Below are 23,853 nucleotides of genomic sequence, written 5' to 3'. Positions count from 1 at the left end.
CTGGACATGGTCGCGAAGGGTGCGCCGCGTTGCGCACGGACGGGATGACAAGTGGTCGACTACGACGGCGAGGCCCCGAGCTATGACGCTACCCGAGGCGGCGAACCGCGGGCGCGGGCGGCGGCGGACGCCTTGGAACGGTTGCTGCCCCAAGGCCCCTGCACGCTCCTGGACATCGCGTGCGGCACCGGCATCGTCACCAGGGAGCTCCTGCGGCCGGAGCGCACGGTGCTGGGAGTCGACCGCTCGCCCGGGATGCTCGCCCTGGCCGCCCAGCGGGTGCCGGGAGGCACGGCGTGCGGCGATGCCACGCAGCTTCCTGTCGCGTCGGACAGCGTGGACGCCGTTGTGATGGTCTGGCTGCTGCATCTGCTGCCCGACCCCGCTGCGGTGCTGGCCGAGGCGGCCAGGGTGCTGCGCCCCGGCGGTGTGCTGATCACCACCGTCGACAAGGGCAATGCCTACTTCGTCGAGGACAGCGACATAGCCCGGATCACAGCGGAACTGCGCCGCCAGTACGCGCCTCGTGTGACTGACCGCCTGGCACGGGTGCTCGACTGGACGGCCCCGTACGGGCTGGAACTCGTCGACGAGACCGTGTTCCCGGGTACCGGTCAGGGCCGCAGCCCGCGTAGTTGGCTCAAGGAGATCGACGCGGACGGCATCCCTTGGTGCACGCATGCCGCCCCGGATCAGGTCGCGGAGGTCGGCCGGCGGCTCTCTGTGCTACCGGACCAGGACGCACCGCGCCCGGACCCGCTGTATCGGCTCATCGCCTTGAAGGCATGAGACCGCACGGACGCTCCGAATGAGCATCCGCGCGGGCACGGCGCAATGTGCGAGGCGCTGAACCGCGCGAACGTGAACGTGCCCCGGCCGTGGTGTCAGGCGTCGATGTGCTCCAGGTCGGCGAGCAGGCTCGGGTGGGCCGGCTGCCAGCCGAGGGCGGCGCGGGTGTGGGCGCTGGACGAGGGCTGGTCCATCGCGAAGATCGGGCCGAGGGGGCCGAAGTTCTCCGGCGGCACGGGCTTGACCGGAAGGCCGAGGCGCCGCCCGATGACCGTGGCGATGTCGCGTACGGCATCGCCTTCGTCGGCGACGGCGTGCCATGCGCTTCCGGCCGGGGCCTTCTCCAGCGCGAGCCGGAACAGGACGGCGGCGTCGAGCGCGTGGACGGCCGGCCAGCGCTGGGTGCCGTCTTCGGGGTAGCCGGCGGCCCCGTCGCGGCGGGCGATCTCGGTGAGCAGTCCGGCGAAACCGCCCCGGCCCTGGTTGTGGACGGTGCGCGGCAGCCGTACCGCCGTGCTGCGCACGCCGTGCGAGGCGAGTGCGAGTGCCCGGGTCACCGACTCACTGCGCCCGCCGACGGGGCCGCCGGTCGGCAGCGGGTCGTTCTCGGTCGATGTGCGTCCCGGCAGCGGGGGAGTGCCCGAGACGGTGACGAGCGGCCGGTCGGTGCCGGTGAGGGCGTCGCCGAGCGCCGCGAGGGCGATACCTTCCTCGGTGACGGCTCGCGCGAGCGCGTCGGGCGAGCTGAAGTCGTTGCCGAAGGCCAGGTGGATGACGCCGTCCGCCTGGTCCGCGCCGGTCCGCAGTACCTGGAGGTCGGTCAGTCCGCCGCGGAGCACGGCGGCGCCGGCGGCCCGGGCGCGTGCCGCGGACGCGTCGGAACGGGCGAGGGCGGTGACCGTATGGCCTGTACTGAGCAGTTCGGCGACGACGGCCGAGCCGATCAGGCCGGTTCCGCCGGTGATGAAGACATGCATGGCAAGCTCCCCGGAGCAGAGTGATGCGACAACTGTCGCATCACCGTACACCGTGACGCGACACCTGTCGCATCGCTTAGGATGGGCCCATGCCGAGATGGAAGCCGGATGCACGGCAGCGCCTGGTCGCGGCGGCGCTGCACCTGTTCGCCGAGAAGGGTTACGACGACACGACCGTCGCCCAGATCTCCGAACGTGCCGGACTCACGCGGAGCACCTTCCACCGCCACTTCAACGACAAGCGGGACATCCTCACGGCGGGGCAGGAGACCCTCAGCCGCCTGCTGGCCGAAGGCATCGACGCCGCTCCCGCCGATGCGACACCGATGACGGCCGTCGCGGCGGGCCTCGAGCGCGCCTCGGGCCGGATGACCGCGTTCAACCGCGAGCTCGGCCCGCTGATGCACGCGGCCATCGAGGCGAACGACGAGCTGAAGCAGCGCAGCGCGTCGAAGAGCACCGGCATGGCCGCGGCCATGGTCGATGCGCTCAGAAAGCGGGATGTCCCGGAGACCGTGGCACGCGTGGCCGCCGAACTCGGCGTCCTCGCCTTCCAGCTCGCCTTCAGCAGATGGACCGACCCCACGCGCGACGAGGACCCCGGCGAGCTGGCACCTCTTACACACGCCGCGCTCGAAGAACTCCGCGCGGCAGCCGCAGAACTCGGTTAGCGAGAGCGTCTTTTCGATCTCTTCGCCTCCGGACGGCAACGCCGCGAGCATGCGTGCGGTGTCGCCGGTCGGACGAGATAGCCGCCGACACATTGTTCGTTTTCGAAGCACTGGTGTCGAAGAAACAACTGCTGAAAAATGTGACGTCGCAGTCCAGGTCGCCGAACGGGAGAACAAGGCACCACAAGGAGGTGCGGCCGTGCCTCGCAGCGAGCGTCCGCTCGACGCAGACGGACCGTTGGCCGAGTTCGCCGCGGAATTACGGCAGTTGCGGCGGAAGGCAGGTAATCCGCCCTACCGGCAATTGTCGGAGCGGGCGCACTATTCGATCTCCACCCTGTCCTCCGCCGCGTCCGGACAGCGACTGCCGACGCTGGCGGTGACACTGGCCTACGTACAGGCGTGTGACGGACGAGTACCGGAGTGGGAGCGCCGCTGGCGCGCACTGGCGGAACAGCTCGGCGAAGCCGGAGCCGGAGCCGGAGCAGGTACCGGCCCCGAGCCCGGTCCGGAGGAACCAGGCTTACCGCCGCCGTACGCGGGACTCCGGCCCTTTCGCGAGCAGGACGCCCAGTGGTTCTTCGGGCGGGAGGAGTCGGTGGACGAACTGGCCGGACGGCTGGCCCGGCAGCGTTTCGTGATGGTGATCGGGGCTTCGGGATCGGGGAAGTCGTCCCTGCTGCGTGCGGGGCTGGTCCCACGGCTGCGGGCCGCGGTGGCGCCCGTGGTGGTGCTGACGCCAGGGCTGCGACCGCTGGAGGAGTGCGCGGTGCGGCTGGGCGGACTGGCGGGGGTCACACCGGGTGGTCTGTACGAGGAACTGCTCGACGATCCGGAGAACCTGGGCCGTGTGATGCGGCAGATCGTCTCCCGCTCCGGAAACGGGAGGAGCGACGACAGCGCCGACAACAGTGGTGACGACGACATGGTGCTGGTCGTCGACCAGTTCGAGGAGATCTTCACGTTGTGCCGGGACGACGGCGAACGGAGCCGCTTCGTCGAGGCATTGGTCACCGCCGCCTCGGCGGAGGGCAGCCGGTGCCGGGTGGTGCTCGGGGTGCGTGCCGACTTCTACGCGCACTGCACCCGCGACGCGCTGCTGGTGGAGGCGATGCGTGACGCGCAGGTACCGGTAGGGCCGATGAACCCGGAACAGCTGCGCCGGGCAGTGGTGGAGCCGGCCAGGCGAGCCGGTCTGACCGTGGAGGGGGCACTGCTGGCGACGCTGTCGGCACAGGCACACGGCCGGGTCGGCGTGCTGCCGCTGTTGTCGCATGCCCTGCTGGAGACCTGGCGGCGACGCCGCGGCAACGCGTTGACACTGGCCGGGTTCGAGGCGGCCGGCGGTCTGGAGGGCGCGCTGGCGCGCACCGCTGAGGAGTTCTACCAAGGGCTCGACGCGGAGCAGCGGGAACTGGCCCGGAGGATGTTCGTGCGGCTGACGGTGCTCGGCGAGGGAACGGAGGACACCCGGCGGCCCACCCGCCGGACGGAGCTCGACGGACTGGTCGACACCAGAACGGAGACCGAAGGCACCGGCCGCGTCGGCGACAGCGGCAGCAACGGCGAGAACAGCGGCGACATCGACGCCGTACTGGACCTGGCGGCCGACGCGCGGCTGCTGACGCTGGATCACGAGCGGGTGGAACTGACCCATGAAGCGCTGATCCGCTGCTGGCCGCGGCTGCACGACTGGCTCTCCGAAGACCGCGAGACCCTGCGCACCCTGCGTCGGCTCACCGAGGCGGCGCAGGCCTGGCAGGAGCTCGGGCGCGATCCGGGCGCGCTGTACCGTGGTGCCCATCTCGCCCTGGCCACCGGGCTCGCCCGCGGCACACTGTCCACGAAGGAGCGGGAGTTCCTCGACGCCAGCGCGGCGGCGCACGCGACCGAGGACAAGGCCGCCCAGCGCCGCGCCCGGGTCCAGCGCCGCCTGCTGACGGCCCTGGTGTTTCTGCTGGCCGCGGCCCTCACCGCCGGAACGGTCGCCTACGACCAGCGGTCTGCGGCGCTGAACCAGCGGCGTACCGCCCTGTCCCGCGCGATGGCCGCGCAGTCGGCCGCGGTGGCGGCCGGGCAACCGGAGGCGTCCATGATGCTGGCGGTACAGGCCTTCCACACCGCCCGGATTCCCGAAGCGCGCAGCGCGTTGCTCAGCACGCAGGCCCAGTACTTCGACGGGCGGCTCAGAGGCCACCGGGGATCCGTGAACGCCGTGGCCTTCCGGCCGGGCGGGCGGGAACTCGCCACGGCGGGTGCCGACCGCACCGTCATCCTCTGGGACATGGCCCGCCGCAGCAAGGTCGCAGTGCTGCGCGGGCACACCGCGGAGGTGCTCGCCATCGCCTTCAGCCCGGACGGCAGACGGCTGGCGGTGGGAACGGCGGACCGGATGGTCCGGATCTGGGACGTGGACCGGCGGCGCTCTGTGAGCGTCTTCCCGGGCAGGGCGCGTGATCTGGCGTTCAGTACGGACGGCCGGCTGCTGGCATACGGTGGGTCGGACGACGTCGTCACACTGTGGGACGTCGCCCGTGGCCGGGCGGCCGGTGTTCTGCGGGGGCACACCGACGCGGTGAACTCCGTCGCGTTCACACCGGACGGGAGCACCCTCGTCTCGGGCAGCGAGGACGGCACCATCCGCTTGTGGGATCTGGCCGGGCGCCGGACCCTGGCGGTACTGCGCGGCCGCGACGACGCGGTGCGCAGCGTCGCTGTCAGCCCTGACGGCGAAGTCGCCGCCGATGCCGGTCCGGACGGCCATATCAGGCTCTGGGACCTCCGGCGGCGCCGCACTCTTGCGGTGCTGCGCGGTCACAGTGACGAAGCCAACGCGCTGGCCTTCAGCCGCGACGGCAGCGCCCTGGCCAGCGCCGGCGGTGAGGGGGCCACCCGGCTCTGGAGCGTGGCCGACCACCGGCTGATCACCTCGCTGCCCGGACACACCGACTACGTGATGGACGTGGCGTTCAGCGGACGGGACAACGTGCTGGCGAGCACGGGCTTCGACGGCACGACGGTGCTGTGGGACCTGGACCGGCCGGCGCTGATCACCCGTCCGGTGAGCGAAATCTCCAGCATCGCCCTCAGCCCCGACCGGCAGACACTGGCCACGGGCGGCAACGACGGCAAGGTCGGACTGTGGGATCTGCGAAGACGCCGAGCCGTCGGTACGCTCACCGGGCACACCAGCGCCGTCGCTTCTCTCGCCTTCAGCCCCGACGGGGAAACACTGGCCGCCGGCGGCAACGACGGCAAGGTCGGACTGTGGGATCTACGGAGGCGCCGAGCCGTCGGTACGCTCACCGGGCACACCAGCGCTGTCGGATCTCTCGCCTTCAGCCCCGACGGAAAGACGCTGGCCACCGCGAGCAACGACTGGACCGTGCGGCTCTGGGACCCGGCGCGTCGCAAGACCCTCGCCACCCTCACGCGGCATTCCGACTTCGTCAACGCCCTGGCCTTCAGCCCCGACGGCCGCAGGCTCGCCACGGCGAGCGACGACCGGACGGTCAGAGTGTGGGATCCCGCGAGGCACCGGCTCGTCGCCACGTTGTCCGGGCACACGGGCGCGGTACGGTCCGTCGCCTTCAGCCCCGACGGGGGCACACTCGCCACCGCGAGCAACGACGGCACCGCCCGGCTCTGGGATCCCGCGAGGCACCGGCTTGTCGCCACATTGTCCGGGCACACCGGCGCGGTACGGTCTGTCGCCTTCAGCCCCGACGGGGGCACACTCGCCACCGCGAGCAATGACGGCACCGCCCGGCTCTGGGATCCCGCGAGACACCTGCTCCGCACCACACTGACCGGGCACACCGGCGCGGTTCCGGCAGTGGCCTACGTGGGCGGCGAGACCGTGCTCACGGCAGGCTACGACGGCACGGTCAGGCTCTGGGACCTGGACACCGACCACCGTGTCCGGCGGGTGTGCCGTGCCGTCGGCGCCCTCGCGCCCACCCAGTGGCGACGGCTCGGCTTCGACATCCGCGATCGCTCGGCCTGCGAGCACAACTAGCGGGTACCAGGCACATTCGCCTGGGCCGTGCGGGACCAGCGCCACGCGCTGCGGACTGACGGACACGGCTTCGCGCGGCGGCCCCGTACATTCGTGCAGGCGCTCGTGGCGTTCCACCGTGCTCGCGGTGGAACGCCACGACGGAGCGAGGTCAGGCGTAGAGCCTCACGGAGTATGTCGACGTGAGGCTTGTCCAGAGCCCCGTTCCGCAGTTGTTGCTGTCGATCCTCCAGACCACGCTTCCCGATCCGTTGTACCCCGAGAAACCTTCGACCCCCGCGCCGCCTGTCTGGCAGTTCAGTACGGTGTAGTCGCCGATGAGGTTCTGCACGTTGTAGGTCCCGTAGTAGTAGAAGTCGTAGACCTTCGCGTGATCGGAACTGCCGTCCCTGATGTCGCCCTTGTAGATGCAGACGTGGCCTGAGTTGCAGGCGACGGTCCGAGTGCTGGGCGCCGTTGCGTCGTGACGCGGGGAAGCGGATGACGGGGCACTGGCGAGGAGCGGGGTGGCGGAGGCGGCCGTGGACGTCGCCACGGCGGCGGGCACGGCCAGGGCCGGACAAGAAAGCAGAACGAGCAGAATGCGGCGCATCGAATCTCCGGACGACTTGGAGTGGGCGGGGCGAGGCCTGGTACGGGCACCGGCCGTTCGACGGCGCCTGGTACGGGCACCGGCCGTTCGGCGGCGGGCGCACCGGAAGAGGTGCGGCTCGACAGGGAGGGCATACGAGAGCGTGCTGTCTGTCCGGACAGGTGTGTGTGCCGGTGGCACAGACAGAGCCGTCAGCGGTCCCTTGCCGGCGGTGTCACTGCGTTTCCTGCGTGAGCATCACGATGGGCGGCGAGGGCGTCCGCGACGAAGCGGCTCAGCAGACGACGATGCGGCTCAGCAGGCGACGATGCCGTTGACCCAGTCGAAACTCAGCGCCTCCCAGGTCTTGGGGCCGATGATGCCGTCGACCGCGAGACCCTCACATGCCTGGAAGCGCCTGGTCGCGGCATCGGTGAGCGGCCCGAAATCACCGTCCACGGCGAGGTGCGTATTGGTCAGGGTGCCGTTGAGGTAGCACTGCGCCTCCCTCACGGCGGCTCCCTTGGATCCCAGTTTGATCTGCGGGAACTGGTTGGAATAACCGCAACCGATCGCCGCTTGCGGAGCGGTGGCCGCGGGTGATGCGGCGGCGGTCCGGGTGACGAGTCCCGCCAGCAGGAGCGTTGTGGCGGCGACGACTGCGGTCACGCTTCTCGGGTGGCGCATTGATTGCCCTTCCTGGTGCAACTGTGCTGTGGCGATGGCGTCTTGAGCGGAAGTCCTGCTCGGTCGTCCGCCTCAAGGGGTGGCGGACCTGCCGTTGTTCGCGTTCGGGGGAGGGGACGCGGTTCAGTCCTTGGCCAGGCAGGAGACGCAGGCGGCCTTGAAGCTGTACGCGTTGAACCCGATGTCGGGGCTCTCGGTGTGCGCCAGTACCGCGTAGGACCTTCCGGTGCAGTTGCTGTTCGCGTAGAAGTACCCCTCCTGGCGGTGATAGTGGGCGTACGAACGGACGGAGCCGATGTGCGTGGTCAGATAACACGTGCCGGAGACGAGATCACCGGTGTAGGAGATGCCGTTTCCGCTGAAGTTGGCACCGGACCACCAGCAGTACGAGCCCTGGTTGCACGGCGCTGCGGCCGGTGCCGCCGACGACGGGGAGGCACCCAGCATCAGCAGCGCCGCCGCGGCGCCGGCGGTGAGAACCTTGGTGAGATTCGTGGAGACCGTGAGTGAAACCATCTCGTTCCTTCCTTCGGGCAACTCCAGCAGAAGTCGCGGGCGATGAAGCTTTCCTTCTCGTCGTTCCGCCACAGCGCAATTGCCGTCCCACAGTGCGCGTACGAGTTCCGGCTCAAGACCTAGCAGCTCGGGATTGTTCGCCTTCGGGGCACCGGCGCCGAACAAACAACTCGCGAAAAACGGGGGCAGGTCCAGGCACTTGGCGGGGGCGCCGGTCGGGCTGGATCGCCGGCGTCGAGCCGTGTTCGCCGGGCCGTACGGCATGATTGCGATCATGGGTGCAGGGGTGGGCGGCGGGTGGCGGCGACTGTGGTCATGGCGCGGACGGGACGAGTCGGCGCTCGCCGAGATCGAGGCCGACATCACCGCTTTCGGTGAGGCCTTGGACGTGCATCCGTTCAGCCCCGGCCAGCCGGGTGCCACCGATGAGATGCGGGCCGAGCTGGCGCGGGCGCTGGATGCGTACGAGCAGGCGAAGCGGGACTCCGCCGGTGGCCGGACCCGCGCGGACACACTGGATGTGCTGCGCGCACTGGACGACGGCAGGCACGCGCTGGCCTGTCTGGACGCTCTGCTGGCCGGCCGACCGCTGCCGGAGCGTCTGCCGCTGTGCTATTTCGACGCCCGGCACGGACGCGCGGTCCAGCAGGTGAGCTGGACGCCGCCTGGAGGTGTCGCCCGCAACATCGCCGTGTGTGCGGCGGACACGGTCCGACTGGCGGAGGGCGCGGGCCCGGTCATCGCGCGCCCGGCCCCGAGTGATGCCGCGCGCGTACGGCGGGGCGGGGCCACGCCTGGCTCGACGGCGACGGCGGCGGCGCGCCCGCCCCAGTCGCAGGTCAGCGGGACGGGGAGCAGTGGCGAGCAGGCGCATCAGCTGAGGATGCCGCCGTACCGCCCGGCAGTGATGGTCTTCTCGAGCAGCGGGCGGGCAGACGTCCGTCTGCGCTTCGAGGGCAGGAAGGGGCGTTCTTCGCGCCTTTACCGACTGTCCGGCGACGGTGTCCCGCTCACCGCGCGGATACCGCTGCTGGGCAACAGGACGATCGCCTTCCACGTGTTCGCCGACGGCGGCCGGGACGCATGGACGGCGACTGCGGCACCGCTGCGAGAAGTGCCCCGCTTCCACGATGAGATCAATGGGAGGGGATCGGACGTCGTGCACTACCGGGGGGAGCCGGGCCCCGGCGTCCTGCACTACGCAGGCCCTGGCCGGATCGAACTGGAGGCGCTGGACGACCGACTCGCCTATTGGGCGACAGTGGCCGAGAGCCGCGCCGGGGAATGTACGTTCCAGTGGCCGGGCCGCGGCTACTACCAGGTCCGCTCGGCCGGGGCGTGGAGTCTGTCAGCCATGGGTCGGACGGAAGACAGCTGACATGGAGCGGGATCCGGCGCTCTCTGGCGGGCGGTGTGCGTCGGCTCTTCGCGGTGCTCCTCGACCGCCCGCCCCTCATGAGCCGAGGACGCCGAGGACGCCGAGGACGCCGAGGAGGCCCAGGAGACCGAGGAGGCCGAGGAACAAGGATCAGTAGGCCGCGAGCAACTGCTCGAGCAGAGCCGCGGTGGCTTCGCCGGTCGACGTCCGCGTCACGACGCTGAACTCCCAGGTGATGCGCTCCTTCAGCGGGACGACTGCGATGCCTTTGCTCGGCGGGATCAGCAGTTCGGGGAGCAACGCGATGCCGAGGCCGCCCGCGACGAAGACCGGGATCGAGCTGGTCTCGGTGACCTCGGCTCTGACGTCGCGCACGACCCCGCGTGCGCTGAGCGCGGCGTCGAGCACGTCCCGGTTGCCGAAACCGACAGGCGCGTCCACGAAGCGCTCATCGGCGAGGTCTTTCAGCGCCAGCCCCGCACGCGACGCGAGGTGATGGTCGGTCGCGACGATGACCGCGTACGGCGACGTGGCGAGCCGGTGCACGGCGAGGTCCGGGGCGGTGGCCGCCGGAAGCCCGTACAGGCTGAGATCGAGCCGCCCTCGCCGGACGTCGTCGGCGAGCTCCGCCGAGCCGGTCGAAGCCGCGCGCAGCCGGAGGTCGACCAGCGGGTGTCCGCGGTGGAAGGCGCCGATGACGCGCGGGATCGCGAGGTAGCTCACGCTGGAGAACACCCCGATGCGCAGCTCGCCCCGCAGTTCGCCTCGCGGGTCGGCCGCGGTACGGGCGCGCGCCTCGGCGTCGGCGAGTGCGCGAAGCGCGGGCAGCACCGCCTCTCCGGCGGCGGTGATCCGCACCTTTCGCTGATCCCGCTCGAAGAGCGTGGTACCGAGCTCTCGTTCCAGCGCACGCACGCCCGCGGAGACGGTCGACTGTGCTGCGTAGACCCGTTGCGCGGCACGGGTGAAGCTCAGCTCGTCGGCGACCGCGATCGCATACTCGACCAGTCGGGTTTCCATCTCTCCGCCCCACCGCTCCATCGTCCGCATCGATTACTACGACCAAGAGTATGCGTTGGACGCGATGGCGGCAGATGTCGAGCATGGAGGAATGACGACAACAGCGACTCCCGCCCGGACTCCGACCACCGCACGACTCCCGCACGGGGCGGGGTTCTGGATCATCGCGCTCGCCTTCAGCACCGAGCTCGCGTTCTGCGCCGTACCGACGCCCCTCTACGCGATCTACCAGCAGCGCGACGGCTTCCCCACGATCGTCCTCACCGTCATCTTCGCCGCCTACGCGGCCGGGGTGATGCTGAGCCTGTATCTCGCGGGCCATGTTTCCGACTGGCTCGGACGCCGACGCGTGATCCTCGGATCGCTGCTCGTCAATCTGCTGGCCGCGATCCTCTTCCTCGTCTGGAACAGCGTCGCCGGCCTCATCGTCGCCCGGTTGGTCAGCGGACTCGGCATCGGCATCCTCACCGCCACGGCGACCGCACACCTCTCCGAGCTCGGCGCGGCGGCCCACCACGCCAAAGGCCGCGTCGCCCTCGTGTCGACGTTCGCGAACCTCGGCGGCATCGGCCTCGGTCCGCTGATCGGTGGGCTGATCGCGACCTGGTCCACGCGCCCCCTCGTCACGCCCTACGTGGCCTTCGCCGTCCTCCTGGTCGTCGAAGGGATCCTGGTCGCCCTCGTTCCCGAAACCGTCGAGCGCCGTGAGGAGCGCCCTGCCTACCGACCGCAGCGCGTCGCGGTGCCGGCGGCGGGCAGGGGCGCGTTCTGGGCGGCCGGAGCGGCGGCGTTCGGGGCGTTCGCGGTGTTCGGCACCTTCATGGGGCTGTCCTCGACCTTCCTCGTCGGTCTCCTCGGACTGCATTCGCACCTGCTCGCCGGTCTGGCGCCATTCGTTGTGTTCATGGCGGCGGCCCTCGCGCAGATCGTCACCCTGCGGCTGGCAACGCGCCCCCAGATCGGGCTGGCCATCGCGCTCGCCGTGCTCGGGCTCGGGAGCATCGGTGTCGCCGCCGTCGTCGCCTCGCTTCCGCTCTTCATCATCGGCGGTGGGGTCACGGGCGCGGGGATCGGCATCCTGTTCCGCGCCGCCCTCGGCACCGTCGCCACGGTCGCGGATGCGGAGCGTCGGGGCGAGGCGCTCGCCGGCGTCTTCCTCATCGCCTACGCCGGCATGACCATCCCGCCGCTGCTCACCGCCGCCGCGCTCAGGGTCTGGCCCACCGTCGCCGTGCTCGTCGGCCTCGTCAGCCTCGCCGCGATACTCGTCGCGGTCTCCGGCTCCCGGATGCTCCGCCGCTGAAACACCTCAGCGGCGAGCGTGACCAGGCTGCCCGGACCGCGGGACGGAGAGGTCGTGCCGGAACCGTGACGGGCGGGAGCGGGGAACGGCGGCCACCAAGCCACTGGTCAGCCGGTCCCCGCAGTCGCTCCGCCTCGGGCACGGAAGAAACTGCGGGCGGCTGTCGATTCGGGCGCGGTGCGTTCGACGTCCTGGTGTGGGGCGCTCGCCCACCTGGTGCGGGGCGCTCGGCCACATGAGGCCATCGACCGGGTCTGTACGAGAGGAAGCACATGGAACAGCTGCTGAGAGTCATGAATTTCAACGTCTCGAGTGACGGGTTCGGTGCCGGTGAGCATCAGAGCCTTGAGAGTCCGTTCGGTCTTGCCGGTGCCGAGCGGCTCTTCTCCTGGGCCGGTGCGACGGCGAGCTGGCCCAATCGCACCGATCCGGGCGGGAGCCGGGGCCTGGACGACTACTTCACGCGGGACTTCCCGCGCAACATCGGCGCCGAGATCATGGGGCGCAACAAGTTCGGCCCGCAGCGCGGGCCCTGGCGCGATCACGACTGGCGCGGCTGGTGGGGCGAGGAGCCGCCGTTCCGCACCCCGGTGTTCGTCATGACGCATCACAAGCGTCCTTCGTTCACGCTGTCCGACACCACCTTCCACTTCGTCGAGGGGGATCCGGTCTCGGTCCTCGACCGGGCGCGCGAGGCGGCTCAGGGCAAGGACGTCCGGCTCGGCGGCGGGGTCACCACCGTCCGCCAGTTCCTCGATGCCGACCTTGTCGACACCCTGCACGTAGCGGTCGCACCGGTGCGGTTCGGGTCCGGCCTGCGCCTGTGGGAATCGCCCGATGAGCTGCTGGACCGGTTCCATCTGGAGGTCGTGCCCAGTCCGAGTGGTGTCGTGCACCACCTGTTCTGGCGGAGGTGACCCACGACGCCTCCTTGGTCGTCAACCGGGCGATCCGTCCCGGCTGTCTGTCGGCCCAGACGTAGCTCTCGGGGAGCAGGCCAGCGATGGCGACTGTCCGCAGACGGTCGCCTGCACCGACGATGACCTTCAGGTCCGGAAGTAGTCGAGTGTGATCGGGGCGACCGGGACGGTCGGCAGCACAGTCGCAGCTGAGTTGGAGGCTGCCCATCAGGTCGTGAAGGCCTCATGCAGGGGTCCGGTGAGGGTGGACCTGGAAGATCCCTCCTCCGTGGACGCGCTCTTCGGTGAGGTGTCGGACCCGGACGCGGTGGTGTGCTGCGCCGCGAGCGGCCCCTTGGTGGACCTGGCCTCGGTGTCGGACGGCGAGTTCGTCACCGGAGTACGGGCCAAGCTGCTGGGGCAGGTGGCGGTGGCCCGGAACGCGGTGCGTCATCTCCGCGACGGCGTTGCCGTCAGTGAGGTGGCCCGAGCGTATGCGGAAGCCGTCGAAGGCACCGCCCGAGGGCGGACCATGCGCCCGTAGCCGGGAAATCGTGTCGCGGACGTCCGGCCGATCCGCCTACGGTGCCCCGGTGGAAGACAACGAGGTGCTGTCCGGCGGAATGAACCAGGTCGTCCGTGAAGGCGGTCGCGTCAGACGTCCGGCAGGTCCGTGGAGCGCCACGGTGCAGCGATTCCTGGCGCATCTGGCCGGGGCGGGATTCGCCGGGGCCCCGCGTCCCTACGGGCTGAGCCAGGACGGCACCGAGGAGATCGTCGAGTTCCTGCCCGGCGAGGTGGGACACGACTTCTTCGCACCGCAGGTCCGCAGTGACGCGTCGCTGATCGCGGCGGCACGCCTGCTGCGCGCTTTCCACGATGCCTCGGTGAGCTTCGTACGCACGCCGGACGACGTCTGGCTGCTCCCGGCGCGTGAGCCCGCAGAAGTGATCTGCCACGGTGACGCCGCTACGTACAACACGGTGTTCCGGGAGCAACTCCCCGTCGCCTTCATCGACTTCGACACCGCTCATCCCGGGCCGCGGCTGTGGGACGTGGCCTACACGGCGTACCGCTTCGTACCGCTGTACGCACCGGACGCAGCCGAACCCGCGCTGCCCGTTCCCGAAGCCCGCCGTCGGCTGGCGCTCTTCGCCGACGCGTACGGGCTGTCCGAGGAGGAGCGGGCAGCGTTCCCGGCAGCCGCGGCGGCGCGGCTGCGGGCGCTGGTCGATTGGATGCACGCACAGGCGGCAGCGGGTCATCCGGCCTTCGGCCGGCACATCGCCGACGGGCACGACCGCCGGTACCAGACCGACGCGCAGTGGATCGAGGCCGCTTTCGGACCTGGCGCTGACAGCCCGTAGCCCCTCTCGTTCTCCTGGAGGGAGCGGCGCTGTGCCTTTCAGGGATCGGCGAGACGATGACAGCCGCATGACCGCAGGCGGGTGTGCGTGGCTACGGCCACAGCATGTGGCGCTCCCATGACGTGTGGCGGTCAGGGCGTTCGTAGCGCAGCCGGTTGTGCAGGCGGCTCTTGTCCGCCTGCCAGAACTCGATCCGGACCGGGACGAGGGTGCACAGCGTCCATTCGGGGCTGACCAGGTCGGGATCCGACTCGATGCGGGCCAGCGCCGTCCGGAAGTCGCGGTCGCGCTCTTCCGGGCTGTCCAGGTGGGTGCTCTGGCGACCCAGCAGTACCTCGGCGCGGGCGGAGGGCGCACGGGCCAGCAGGTCCGCGGAGCTCTCTTCGGGGGAGGCGGGTTCCACGGTGCCCCGCACCCGTACCTGGCGGCCCAGCAGCGGCCAGTAGAAGGTGAGCGCCGCCCGGGGCAGGCCGGCGAGTTGGCGGCCTTTGGGGCTGCGGGTGTCCACGGCGAACTGCCAGCCGCCGGTGTCCACGTTCTTGAGGATGAGCACCCGGGCGTCGGGGCCGCCGTCCTCGCCGACGGTCGACAGTGTCATGGCGTGTGCGTCGGGCACACCCGCCGCGACCGCCTCCCGCAACCAGTCGAGGAACAGCTCGACCGGCTCAGCCGGAGCACCGGCCGGATCGAAGTCCGCCAGCGGTCCGGCGAACACCTCCAGACTGCGCAGCCACTCCCGCACATTTCCGGATCCCGCTCCGTCACCCTGCTGTTCCACCGTGCCCACTGCGGCGCCCCCTCTGAGCCATTGGTGTCTCCGACCACGTCCCTTCGACCTTATAGGGGCCCCACGGTGCGGGAAACTGTGCCGGGCAGGATGTTCGCCGAGGTGAGCGCAGGGGGAGTGCCCGGTGACCCGGCCGGGCTCAGCAGTAGCCGTCCACCCTGGTGCCGGTCGGAGCGAGGGTGGGCCAGGGGTGTCCTGCTGTGTCGGAGGCAGCGGATCGTAGGAGGTCGAGGAGGGTGCACCCCGGGTAGCCGCGGAAGTCCGCGTAGACGCCCCGGTAGTAGCAGTTCCAGTAGCTCACGACCCGTCGTTGCGTGCGCGCGAAGAAGGCCGGGTTGTCCACGAGGAACCGCCCGTAAGCGCGATGGCCGCAAGTGCCGGGGACAGCGAGATCGCGGAGCTCATCGCGGATGACGACCAGGATCTCCAGGACGTACTCGCCGACCAGCTGCACGATGAAGGGGACGACCCACGGATCCTTGGAAGCAACGACCTTCAGCAGGTGACGCTGTCTGACCACGCCGTCGCAGTGCCTTGAGTACAGGCAGTGCAGGAGCTGCCGTTGGCGCGACGAAAGCGACGCCACCGCCTCGGCCGGAGGCTCGTCGTTGTAGAGGCGCCCGGGAATCAGAACCTGCCGGCCCTCTACGGTGACCGTGAACGAGGCCTGCGGCTGGAGTCGAGAAGCAGGCATCAGCGCCAGGACCGCCTCGGTGTCGCCTGCGAACTCGGCCGGGAACGCCGTGATCAACGGATTGCTGCTGTCGGAATGCGGCTGCACGAGCCGAGCATAGGCGGACGCCTCGGCCGGGTGACCGGCAGGCCATCGGCCGGTTCTGGGCGAGCGGCAGCGCACTCGGCAGGGCTGTGCCGGCGTGGGTGGTGTTCAGCGCCCGCAGGGCTTCGCGCTGGTCGGCGGGTGTGGGGATGTCGCGGGGCCATCACCCGAGTTCGGCCTTGTCGTTGCGCAGCGATGGTGCAGCTGGCCGGGTGGGCGGTGTGCTCAGGTGTGTTCGGAGAACCAGCACGGTCCGTGTGCTCAGGTGTGTTCGGAGACCAGCATGGCCCGTGTGCCGGGATCGAGGGCCTGAAAGAGGTGCGGCATGTCGCCGGGATAGGCGATGTAGTCGCCGGGGTGGAGTTCGACCGGCTGGTCGGCCGTGCCGACGAGGGCCCGGCCCGTCCCGATGACGACGTGCTCCACGACTCCCGGCATGTGAGGGTCCGACAGGCGCGGTTCGCCCGGCTCCGCCGTGACGGAGTAGATGTCGCGGCGGGCGCTCGGCGGGCAGGCGGCCAGGAGCGTGGCCCGGTAGTCGGTCTGTGAGGAGGCGACCGTGGGGCCCTGGCCCGCTCGGATCACCTGGACCTGCATTCTGGGCGGATCGAGCAGGCTCGCGAAGGGGGTCTCCAGCGCGACGCACAGTGCCCACAGAGTCTCCAGGCTGGGGTTTCCCACGCCTGATTCCAGTTGGGACAGGGTGGATTTGGCGATTCCGGCCCGGCGGGCGACTTCGTTCAGCGACAGCCCGGTGCGGCCGCGCGCGCTGCGCAGTGAGGCGGCGATGACCTTGAGCGGCGCCTTCGGGGAGGGCGTGGCGCGGGGTGCGGCGTCCTCTGCCATGTGTTCGCTCCAATGGACCGATTGTTTTTTCTGCCGAACGGCTCCATCATAACGCCCATGCGTTCGATCTGGAGAACACTCGGGCGGGATGCCCTGAGAGATGTCGCGCTGGTGTGCCTCGCCGTGGGGGTCACCGGGCTGTCCTACGGCGCGATCGCGGTCGCCTCTGGATTGCCCTGGTGGCTTCCCGTGCTGATGGGCGTTCTCGTTCTCGCCGCGTCCTCGGAGTTCCTGTTCATCGGCATCATCGCCGCGGGCGGCAGCCCCCTCGCCGCTGTGCTGGCCGGGCTGCTGGTCAACGCCCGTCACCTGCCGTTCGGTCTGGCCGTCCCCGAGGTGACCGGCGAGGGCTGGCGACGGCTCGTCGGCACACATCTGCTCAACGACGAGACCGTGGTCTTCGCCCTCGCCCAGAGCGAACCCGTACGCAGACGGGCCGTCTACTGGGCCTGCGGTCTGGGCATCCTGGTCTGCTGGCCGGCGGGCGCGCTCCTGGGCGCCCTGCTCGGCAGCGCGGTGCACGACACGAGCGCGCTCGGACTCGACGCGATGTTCCCCGCCGTGCTCCTGGCCCTGATCCTCCCCGCTCTGCGCGACCGCACCCACCGGCGGCCGGCCCTGACCGGGGCCGCGCTCGCCGCGGCCACCACCCCCGTCCTGCCGGCCGGCCTGCCCGTACTGCTGGCCCTGGCCGGGCTGATCCGCTCCTCCACGTCCCGGGAGACGCCATGACGAACCACTCCCAGATCGTCGGCGCGATGCTCACGCTGGCCGCCGGAACCTTCGCCCTGCGCCTCACCGGGCCGCTGCTGCGTACGCGGATCAGCGTCCCGCCCCGGGCCGAGCAGGTACTCGAGTCCTCCGCCGTGGTACTGCTCACCGCCCTGCTGGTCACGGCGACGCTCTTCGATGGCCACACATACGCCGGCCTCGCCCGCCCCGCCGGCGTCCTCACCGCCGGGGTACTGGCCTGGCGCAAAGCACCTTTCCTGGCCGTCATCCTCGCCGCGGCCTCCACCACAGCCCTCCTCCGCCTGCTCTCCGTCCCCTGATGCCGCAGCCCAGGCGATGACGCAGACGGCCCGAGCGGCGGCCCTCGACTCGCCGTCGACGAGGTCGTAGGCGTACCGGCGGTGTCGACGCATGCTGCCGGGCCGGGCCGGGCCGGGCAAGCGGTGTGCGGATCCGGTGCGCGGCGGCGTTGCGGGAGACGGACAGGAGCTGGAAGCGTGGGCTGTGCTATGCAGCGGCCGGGCCTGCGTGCCATGAACCGGATGGGCGCAGCCAGGCAGCGAACGGTCGGCACGGTCGGCACGGGCGAGATGACACATTGTCCCGCCTGCTGCCTCAACCGCCCTCTAGGGTCGGCCATATGATGATCGACACTGGGGCCGTCGGCTCGCTCTTCGAGTCCCTTCGGGCGGACGCCCTCACCAGCCCGGACCAGTTGCGCGAGCTCTACCCGCAGCCGAACCCGAACTCACTGCGCAAGGAGACCGACCGCCTGACCGAGCAGACCCGGGCGTTGATCGGCTGTTCCTCGCTGGTGTTCATCGGCAGCGCGGACGTCGAGGGGCGGGCGGACGTGACGCCGCGTGGCGGCCCGGCCGGGTTCGTCTCGGTACTGGACGAGCGGACCTTGGCGATCCCCGACGCGACCGGCAACAAGCGGCTCGACACCATGCACAACGTGCTGCGGACCGGGCGCGTCGGCCTGCTCTTCCTCATCCCCGGCCGCCCGACCACGCTGCGCGTCAACGGCCGCGCCTGCGTCTCGGCGCGCCCGGAGCTGCTCGCCCGGCTCACTCCCGTCGGCAAGGCGCCGGTCACTGCGTTGGTGGTGCAGGTCGAGCAGGTCTATCCGCACTGCCCGAAGTCGCTGATGCGCGCCAACGCCTGGCAACCGGAGCGTTGGGTGCCTGCGGACGCTCAGCCGGCCAGCGCCGAGGTGACGCTGGCCCAGCTGAACCTGCCCGGCCTGACCGTCGACCAGATCGAGGAGGCCGAACGGGAGTCACTGCGCCTGCGCTTTGAATGAGAGGACCGACGGCAGTGAAGACCGACGGCACTCACGCCCGTTCCCAACAGTTGATGCCCGGGCTGCGAACGAGGTGCTGTTTCGCGTACCCGCAGAAGTGGGCGACGAGCGGGTTGGTGTCTGCGGAGCGGGCCGGCCGTCGGGCGGGGGTGACGACGGGGTCCTCGACGTAGCCGATGGTGATGGTGCGCGGTGGTGCGACGTAGGGACCCGGGTGCTGAACACCGGGCGGGACCAAGCCGCCCTGGACGCCGCCGGCGACCCGCTCGGCGCGCGGGCGATCGTCGTCCGCAGCGACGCCGCATCGCTGCCCGGGCAGCGACACTGCATCGCTGCCCGACGTCGACGCGCTGACCGACCGGGTGAAGGCCGAGTTCGGCACGGTCGACGCCCTGTTCGCCAACGCGGGTGCCAACGGCTTCGCGCCGTTCGAGGCGACCAGCGAGGAGCTGTTCGATCAACTGGCGGCCATCAACGTCAAGGGCCCCCTGCTTCACGGTGCAGAAGCTCGCACCGCGGCTCGCGGAAGGCAGCGGGGGCGTGCTCACCACATCCGTGGCGAACGTGCTGGGGCTTCCGACGCTCAGCGCGTACGCGGCCGGCAAGGCGGCGGTGCGCTCGATGACCCGCAGCCTGGCCCGGGAGCTGCGGCCGCGCCGGATCCGCGTCAACGCGGTCAGCCCCGGCCCGATCGACTCCGGCATCCTGGAGGAGCCGATGCCCAAGGGAGTGGCCGAGCGGACCAAGGCGCAGCTGGCCGCCGACAATCCCGTGCAGCGCATGGGTACTCCCGCGGAGGTCGCCAGGGCGGTGGTGTTCCTCGCCTTCGACGCCACCTAGCCACCGGCGCGGAACTCGCCGCCGTCGACGGCGGCGGCTCCCAGAACTGACACTCGGCGCCGGAAGGAGAACCGCCCTGCGGCCGGCGGATCGATGACAGAAGGCTCAGTCTTCGTCGGACCGGCACAACCAGCGGAGGGCGTCAGGGAGCAGGACACCGCCGTGGTTGGGGCTGTGGCCGCCGTCGCCGAGGACGAGGCGGAAGTCGTATCCGGCCTCCGCGAGTGCCGCCGCGACGCGCAGGTTGTTGGCGAGCCAGTTCGCCTCAGGTCCGTTCCAGCCCAGGTCACGGTGGCCCGCTTGCATGAAGATGCGCAGCGGCTTGCGGGGGACGCCGGGGATGAGTTCGGGGTAGGGGTTGCCGCCCGGCATCTGCGTGAAGCTGGACAGGTACCCGATGACGCGGCGGAACTTGTCCGGGCGCAGCCACGCCGCGGTGAAGGCGCAGTTGCCGCCGCTGCTGCCACCGCAGATGCCCCACCGGTCAGGGTCCTCGGCGATCGTGTAGCGCTTGGTGACCTCAGGAATGATCTCGGTCAGGAGGAAGCTGACGTACCGGTCGTCGAAAGCGTCGTACTCGGTGTTGCGGTTCTTCGGGTCCCCGGCGTCGGGGAAGACGCCGGGGTCGACGAACACGCCGATGGTGACCGGGATGTCGCCGCGGTGGACGAGGTTGTCCAGGACGGTCGCTCCGCGGACCTCGCCTGCGGGGTCCAGGTACCACCAACCGTCCTGGAACACCATCAGCGACGCCGGTTCCGACGCGTCGTACCGCGCGGGTACGTGGACCCAGAACTTCCGTGCCGTGCCTGGGTAGACCGCGCTGTCGTTCCAGTCGAACTCGATCGTCTCGCCGACGGGCACGCCCGGTTGGACAGCGGAGTCGGGGCCATGGGAGTAGCGAACGTCCGACTGGTCAACCGGGAGCGGCCGGTAAGGCACCTCGGTGGTCACGGGGCCCACTCTAGGTCTTGCTCAGCCGTCCATGGCCCCTGTCCCGTGGGGCAGACCGAACGCCGACCAGCGTCAGGACGGGATGCCGACCCCGTCGATCCGGCTCCAGGACCGCTCCTGCGCGGCGGTCATCGCCGGCCAGGACAGCCCGCCCGGCCGTGGCCGCACCCGCGAGGCGTAGGGAGCGGGCTTATAGCCGGTGTCGTAGAGACAGCCGGTGGCGTAGACCCGGTCGTACGTGGCGCAGGACGCGGCGACGGAGCGCGGTGTGGGCTTGTGGCCGGTGCGCGCCCAGTTGTCCAGCGCGGCCATCGAGTTGGCGTACTCGGCGTCGCTGAGCGCGCTGTGCTCGGACTCGCGGGTGAACGTCTGCACCAGATGGTCCGCACGTCCGGCGCCGCGCAGCGTGGCCCGGTAGGCGGCCTCGTGCTCCACGAAGGCGGTCGGGTCGTCGATCGCGTGCAGGGTGAGCACCGGAAGGGACACCTTGCCGGTGAGATCACTGTCCCAGGACAGGTCCCGCCGGGCGGTCGGATCGGCGGCGAAGCGTTCGACACCGGCGTTGAGGGCCGCGTCGTCGTGGGAACCGGAGTACCGCACGCCCACGTTCGAGAAAGGATTGCGGCCGCCGAGGCGCTCGGTGACGATGTCCCGGAAGGTGAACGTCGCGAACCGCAGGTGCGACTCCAGCGTGCGCTCCGGAATGTGCGTCACGGCGAGGATGTCGTCGAGGTTGCGCTGCTGGAGCGCGGTGCGGTCGGCCGGTGCGGAGGCGAAGCCCGTGCACTCCTGGAGGCGGGCGCGCAGACCGGCGGTGGTCATCGTCGAACCGGCGCGCAGCCCCTGCCACAACGGGTACTGGACCTCGTCGGGCCGCGGGTGGTTCTGGCAGTAGTACTGGTAGACCACGCGCAGGTCCACCCGGTAGTCGTAGCCGCGCGAGCCGCCGCCCAGCACCCCGCTGGTCAGCAGCACCCCGTCGTAGGCGCCGCCCTCGCGCCCGTACAGCTCGGCCGCCTTGGCCGCCACGTTCCCGCCCCAGGACTGACCGTGGAGATACGTGTGCGAGGGCCGGCCGAACGCGGCGACGAACACCTTGCGTACGTTCTCGGTGTCGGCGGCGGCCATACGGGTGCCGTAGCCGCCGCGCCGGTAGGAGGAACCGACCCAGGCGTAGCCCTCCTTGACCATCACCGACCACCGGTCGAGGTCGTCGGCGCTGCGCGCGGGGTCGGAGGTGTCGCCCAGGTCGGGGCCGCCGTGCGCGTGCACGACGAGCTTGCCGTTCCAGCGGGTGGGCACGGCGATCGTGTAGTACGCGCCGTTGTCGTCCTGGCCGCCGTAGCAGGTGGCCGTCTCCGTCAGCGAGGGCGGGCAGGCGGTGGGGGCGGGCGGGGTTCCGGCGGCGGCCCGGGCGGCGGGCGCGCCGCCCAGCACGGTGCCCGCGAGGACGGCCGCGCAGGCCAGGGCGGTGGTGTGCCGTCGCCGTCGGCGTGCGGCGGCCGGACGGCGGAATCGGGGGAACACGGCGGGTGTGTGCAAGACGTGGCTCCTCAAGCCGGGCAGCGGCGCGACGGTGTGCCGCGAGCCGAGATATTAGGAAGTGCCTCGTCCGGCCACCACAGTCTTGATCATTACGGTCATAGTGTTCTCACCGCCGTGCCGACGTTTTCCCTGCGAGCATGTTGCGGTGGCTCATGACCGTATCCGCGTTCCCGACTCGCTTGCCGCGTCGCATCACACCTACTTCGGGGAGTCCGGCCGGGCCTGGATCGCCGCGCTTCCGGCCCTGGCCGAGGACTGTCTGGACCGGTGGCATCTGCGGCTGGACGGAGCGCCCCGCCACGGCGCCGTCGCCCTGGTACTGCCGGTCCTCCGTGCGGACGGCACACCGGCCGCGCTCAAGCTCCAGCCGGTGGACGAGGAGACCTACGGGGAGCCCGCAGCCCTGAGAGCGTGGGCCGGGCACGGGGCGGTGTCGCTGTTCGAGGCCGATCCCCGTACAGGCGCGATGCTGCTGGAGCGGCTGGACGCCACGCGCTCGTTGCACGGCGTCGAAGACGACATGGCCGCTTTGCAGCTCCTTTCCGAGATCCTGGCCCGTCTGGTCGCCGTTCCGGCCCCCACTGGGCTGCGCCGACTGGCCGATGTCGCCGACGCCGTTCTCGGCCGGGTGTCTGCCGTACGGAAGCGACTGGCCGATCCATCGGAGCGACGCCTGCTCGAAGCATGTGCCGCGTCCCTGCGTGAGGTACTCGATGAACCCGGCGACCGACTGCTCCACTGGGACCTGCACTATGACAACGTGCTCGCCGCGCCACCGTCCTCGGGACGGGGCCGGTGGCTGGCGATCGACCCCAAACCTCCGGCCGGTGATCCCGGCTTCGATCTCTTTCCGGCACTGTGGAACCGGTGGGATGCGGTCGAGAGGTCCGGGGACGTTTCTGGTGCCGTCCGCCGCCGGTTCGACCTCATGACCGAGGTCGTCGGCCTGGACCGGCAGCGCGCCGCCGGGTGGACGCTCGGCCGGGTCCTCCAGACGGCGTTGTGGACGGTCGAGAGCGGTGAGCCCCGCCTGCCCGCCATTCCTTCGGTCATCGCCCGAGCTCTGCTCGGCAGGATGAACGTCAGCTGTGGGAGACGGTGAGTCCGTAGAAGGCGACGCGGGCTCCCTTGGTGGTGCTGTCGGAGGAGGACTGGTTGTAGGAACCGGCCTTGAAATACTGCTTGTACGGGAAGAAGGACGAGGGTATGTCGTAGTGTGTGGTGCTGCCGTTGACGGTGATGTCGAGTGTGTCGCCGCCCGAGACGGCGATGTTGTAGGTCCAGGTCTTGCCGACCGACACGTGTCCGACGGTGTGCAGTGTCTGGCCGCCCGAGGGGGAGTTCTCGGTACCGACGACGATGTCCCCGCTGGCGCGGTAGTACAGCTCGACCAGCGGTTTGGTGGACGAGCCACCGCTGCCGAGGTGTATCTGTCCGACGCATACGTTGGACGTCACCGACACCACGCGCAGGGTGGCGCTGAGTCTGTGACTGCCGCTGAGGGACCAGTCGGCGGCGCTGCCGCTGCGGTTCATCTCCCGCAGCTCGGAGCGTGCGTAGTTGGAGTTGGGCGTGGTGACACCCTTCTCGGGCGCCCAGAAGGTCATGGCGCCGTCACGGGTGTCGGTGTAGAAGTAGTCGTCCTCGAAACCGGCTTCGAGCCGGGCGGAGGAGATGGTGGTCGGCGAGCCGGGGGAGCCCACGGGCTCCTGGAGCTGCCAGACGCCGAGGTCGAAGTTCTCGCCGGGTGTCTTGGTGGGGTCGGCCGCGAGCGCGTTCGGGCTGCCCAGGAGGGTGAGGGCGCCGGTGAGGGCGGCGACGGTGGCCGAGGTCAGGATTCTGGTGCGGAGCATGACGGATCCTCCGAGT

General features: G+C 70.5%; 23 protein-coding genes and 2 pseudogenes. 13 read left to right on the top strand and 12 right to left on the bottom strand.

Annotation, left to right across the window (positions count from 1 at the left end; translation table 11 throughout):
• The first annotated feature begins 51 nt into the window (after positions 1-51).
• Entirely contained in the window at positions 52-789 is a 738-nt protein-coding gene (locus tag ACFV6E_RS07910; protein WP_385459937.1) for a class I SAM-dependent methyltransferase, read from the top strand.
• Positions 790-884: 95 nt separating this feature from the next.
• Here the strand turns inward: ACFV6E_RS07910 and ACFV6E_RS07905 are convergent, their stop codons facing one another.
• Complete coding sequence (locus ACFV6E_RS07905) at positions 885-1,766, bottom strand: SDR family oxidoreductase (RefSeq protein WP_385175804.1); 882 nt, start codon at positions 1,764-1,766, stop codon at positions 885-887.
• 89 nt (positions 1,767-1,855) lie between these two features.
• Here ACFV6E_RS07905 and ACFV6E_RS07900 point away from each other — a divergent pair, with 89 nt between their 5' ends.
• Both ACFV6E_RS07900 and ACFV6E_RS07895 read left to right on the top strand, forming a co-directional pair.
• Positions 1,856-2,437, top strand: coding sequence for a TetR/AcrR family transcriptional regulator (locus ACFV6E_RS07900; protein ID WP_385175801.1), 582 nt, complete (start codon positions 1,856-1,858; stop codon positions 2,435-2,437).
• Positions 2,438-2,636: 199 nt separating this feature from the next.
• The gene (locus ACFV6E_RS07895; RefSeq protein WP_385459935.1) at positions 2,637-6,455 is read left to right on the top strand and encodes an XRE family transcriptional regulator; all 3,819 of its coding nucleotides are present in this window, start codon (positions 2,637-2,639) and stop codon (positions 6,453-6,455) included.
• Between the two features lie 151 nt (positions 6,456-6,606).
• Here ACFV6E_RS07895 and ACFV6E_RS07890 read toward each other — a convergent pair whose 3' ends face one another.
• The 3 genes from ACFV6E_RS07890 to ACFV6E_RS07880 all read right to left on the bottom strand — a co-directional run bounded on the left by ACFV6E_RS07890 (position 6,607) and on the right by ACFV6E_RS07880 (position 8,229).
• Positions 6,607-7,047 (bottom strand): hypothetical protein, encoded by a 441-nt coding sequence (locus ACFV6E_RS07890; protein ID WP_385459933.1) that lies wholly within the window; start codon positions 7,045-7,047, stop codon positions 6,607-6,609.
• A 294-nt stretch (positions 7,048-7,341) separates the two neighbouring features.
• Positions 7,342-7,695 (bottom strand): peptidoglycan-binding protein, encoded by a 354-nt coding sequence (locus ACFV6E_RS07885; RefSeq protein WP_385459931.1) that lies wholly within the window; start codon positions 7,693-7,695, stop codon positions 7,342-7,344.
• A gap of 141 nt (positions 7,696-7,836) precedes the next feature.
• Positions 7,837-8,229: a peptidase inhibitor family I36 protein gene (locus ACFV6E_RS07880; RefSeq protein ID WP_385173031.1), complete on the bottom strand. Its 393-nt coding sequence runs from the start codon at positions 8,227-8,229 to the stop codon at positions 7,837-7,839.
• Between the two features lie 241 nt (positions 8,230-8,470).
• Between ACFV6E_RS07880 and ACFV6E_RS07875 the strand changes: the two genes are divergently transcribed.
• Positions 8,471-9,607 (top strand): hypothetical protein, encoded by a 1,137-nt coding sequence (locus ACFV6E_RS07875; RefSeq protein ID WP_385459929.1) that lies wholly within the window; start codon positions 8,471-8,473, stop codon positions 9,605-9,607.
• 150 nt (positions 9,608-9,757) lie between these two features.
• On the opposite strand, the gene ACFV6E_RS07870 is transcribed toward ACFV6E_RS07875, so the two are convergent.
• Complete coding sequence (locus ACFV6E_RS07870) at positions 9,758-10,627, bottom strand: LysR family transcriptional regulator (RefSeq protein ID WP_385173026.1); 870 nt, start codon at positions 10,625-10,627, stop codon at positions 9,758-9,760.
• Between the two features lie 91 nt (positions 10,628-10,718).
• Between ACFV6E_RS07870 and ACFV6E_RS07865 the strand changes: the two genes are divergently transcribed.
• A complete protein-coding gene (locus ACFV6E_RS07865) occupies positions 10,719-11,930 on the top strand; it encodes an MFS transporter (protein WP_385173023.1) in 1,212 nt (403 codons plus the stop codon).
• 272 nt (positions 11,931-12,202) lie between these two features.
• Complete coding sequence (locus ACFV6E_RS07860) at positions 12,203-12,847, top strand: dihydrofolate reductase family protein (protein WP_385173020.1); 645 nt, start codon at positions 12,203-12,205, stop codon at positions 12,845-12,847.
• 43 nt (positions 12,848-12,890) lie between these two features.
• Here the strand turns inward: ACFV6E_RS07860 and ACFV6E_RS07855 are convergent.
• Positions 12,891-12,986 (bottom strand): annotated as a pseudogene (locus ACFV6E_RS07855) (cytidine deaminase); the annotation flags it as partial.
• Between the two features lie 12 nt (positions 12,987-12,998).
• Here ACFV6E_RS07855 and ACFV6E_RS07850 point away from each other — a divergent pair.
• Both ACFV6E_RS07850 and ACFV6E_RS07845 read left to right on the top strand, forming a co-directional pair.
• Positions 12,999-13,373: an NAD-dependent epimerase/dehydratase family protein gene (locus ACFV6E_RS07850; RefSeq protein WP_385459927.1), complete on the top strand. Its 375-nt coding sequence runs from the start codon at positions 12,999-13,001 to the stop codon at positions 13,371-13,373.
• 142 nt (positions 13,374-13,515) lie between these two features.
• On the top strand, positions 13,516-14,196 hold the full coding sequence (locus tag ACFV6E_RS07845) for an aminoglycoside phosphotransferase family protein (protein WP_385459925.1): 681 nt from the start codon (positions 13,516-13,518) through the stop codon (positions 14,194-14,196).
• 91 nt (positions 14,197-14,287) lie between these two features.
• On the opposite strand, the gene ACFV6E_RS07840 is transcribed toward ACFV6E_RS07845, so the two are convergent.
• From ACFV6E_RS07840 to ACFV6E_RS07830, 3 genes are all read right to left on the bottom strand, one after another.
• Positions 14,288-14,983, bottom strand: a complete 696-nt coding sequence (locus ACFV6E_RS07840; protein WP_385173012.1) for a pyridoxal 5'-phosphate synthase — start codon at positions 14,981-14,983, stop codon at positions 14,288-14,290.
• 139 nt (positions 14,984-15,122) lie between these two features.
• Positions 15,123-15,764 carry a hypothetical protein gene (locus tag ACFV6E_RS07835; protein ID WP_385173009.1) on the bottom strand — a complete coding sequence of 214 codons (642 nt, stop codon included), beginning with the start codon at positions 15,762-15,764 and terminating at the stop codon, positions 15,123-15,125.
• 258 nt (positions 15,765-16,022) lie between these two features.
• Positions 16,023-16,607, bottom strand: coding sequence for a helix-turn-helix domain-containing protein (locus tag ACFV6E_RS07830; RefSeq protein WP_385173006.1), 585 nt, complete (start codon positions 16,605-16,607; stop codon positions 16,023-16,025).
• 57 nt (positions 16,608-16,664) lie between these two features.
• Here ACFV6E_RS07830 and ACFV6E_RS07825 point away from each other — a divergent pair, with 57 nt between their 5' ends.
• The 4 genes and pseudogenes from ACFV6E_RS07825 to ACFV6E_RS07810 form a co-directional block, all read left to right on the top strand.
• Positions 16,665-17,339, top strand: a complete 675-nt coding sequence (locus ACFV6E_RS07825) for an AzlC family ABC transporter permease (protein ID WP_385173003.1) — start codon at positions 16,665-16,667, stop codon at positions 17,337-17,339.
• Positions 17,336-17,659: an AzlD domain-containing protein gene (locus ACFV6E_RS07820; protein WP_385173001.1), complete on the top strand. Its 324-nt coding sequence runs from the start codon at positions 17,336-17,338 to the stop codon at positions 17,657-17,659. Before ACFV6E_RS07825 ends, ACFV6E_RS07820 begins: the two co-directional genes overlap by 4 nt.
• 320 nt (positions 17,660-17,979) lie before the next feature.
• Positions 17,980-18,645 (top strand): MSMEG_1061 family FMN-dependent PPOX-type flavoprotein, encoded by a 666-nt coding sequence (locus ACFV6E_RS07815; protein WP_385172998.1) that lies wholly within the window; start codon positions 17,980-17,982, stop codon positions 18,643-18,645.
• A 199-nt stretch (positions 18,646-18,844) separates the two neighbouring features.
• Positions 18,845-19,535: pseudogene (locus ACFV6E_RS07810) on the top strand (SDR family oxidoreductase); the annotation flags it as partial.
• Between the two features lie 55 nt (positions 19,536-19,590).
• Here the strand turns inward: ACFV6E_RS07810 and ACFV6E_RS07805 are convergent.
• Together ACFV6E_RS07805 and ACFV6E_RS07800 are read right to left on the bottom strand one after the other, a co-directional pair.
• A complete protein-coding gene (locus ACFV6E_RS07805; protein ID WP_385172996.1) occupies positions 19,591-20,439 on the bottom strand; it encodes an alpha/beta hydrolase in 849 nt (282 codons plus the stop codon).
• A 72-nt stretch (positions 20,440-20,511) separates the two neighbouring features.
• Complete coding sequence (locus tag ACFV6E_RS07800) at positions 20,512-21,981, bottom strand: DUF6351 family protein (RefSeq protein ID WP_385172993.1); 1,470 nt, start codon at positions 21,979-21,981, stop codon at positions 20,512-20,514.
• A gap of 148 nt (positions 21,982-22,129) precedes the next feature.
• Between ACFV6E_RS07800 and ACFV6E_RS07795 the strand changes: the two genes are divergently transcribed.
• A complete protein-coding gene (locus ACFV6E_RS07795) occupies positions 22,130-23,086 on the top strand; it encodes an aminoglycoside phosphotransferase family protein (RefSeq protein WP_385172990.1) in 957 nt (318 codons plus the stop codon).
• Here ACFV6E_RS07795 and ACFV6E_RS07790 read toward each other — a convergent pair.
• On the bottom strand, positions 23,067-23,837 hold the full coding sequence (locus ACFV6E_RS07790) for a polysaccharide lyase family 7 protein (RefSeq protein WP_385172988.1): 771 nt from the start codon (positions 23,835-23,837) through the stop codon (positions 23,067-23,069). The two genes, ACFV6E_RS07795 and ACFV6E_RS07790, sit on opposite strands and share 20 nt — an antisense overlap.
• Positions 23,838-23,853 lie beyond the last annotated feature (16 nt).

The sequence above is a fragment of the Streptomyces sp. NPDC059785 genome, assembly GCF_042732375.1.
Classification (GTDB): domain Bacteria; phylum Actinomycetota; class Actinomycetes; order Streptomycetales; family Streptomycetaceae; genus Streptomyces.
Note: the sequence above shows the minus strand (reverse complement) of the source record. Positions and strands in the feature narration are given on the sequence as shown.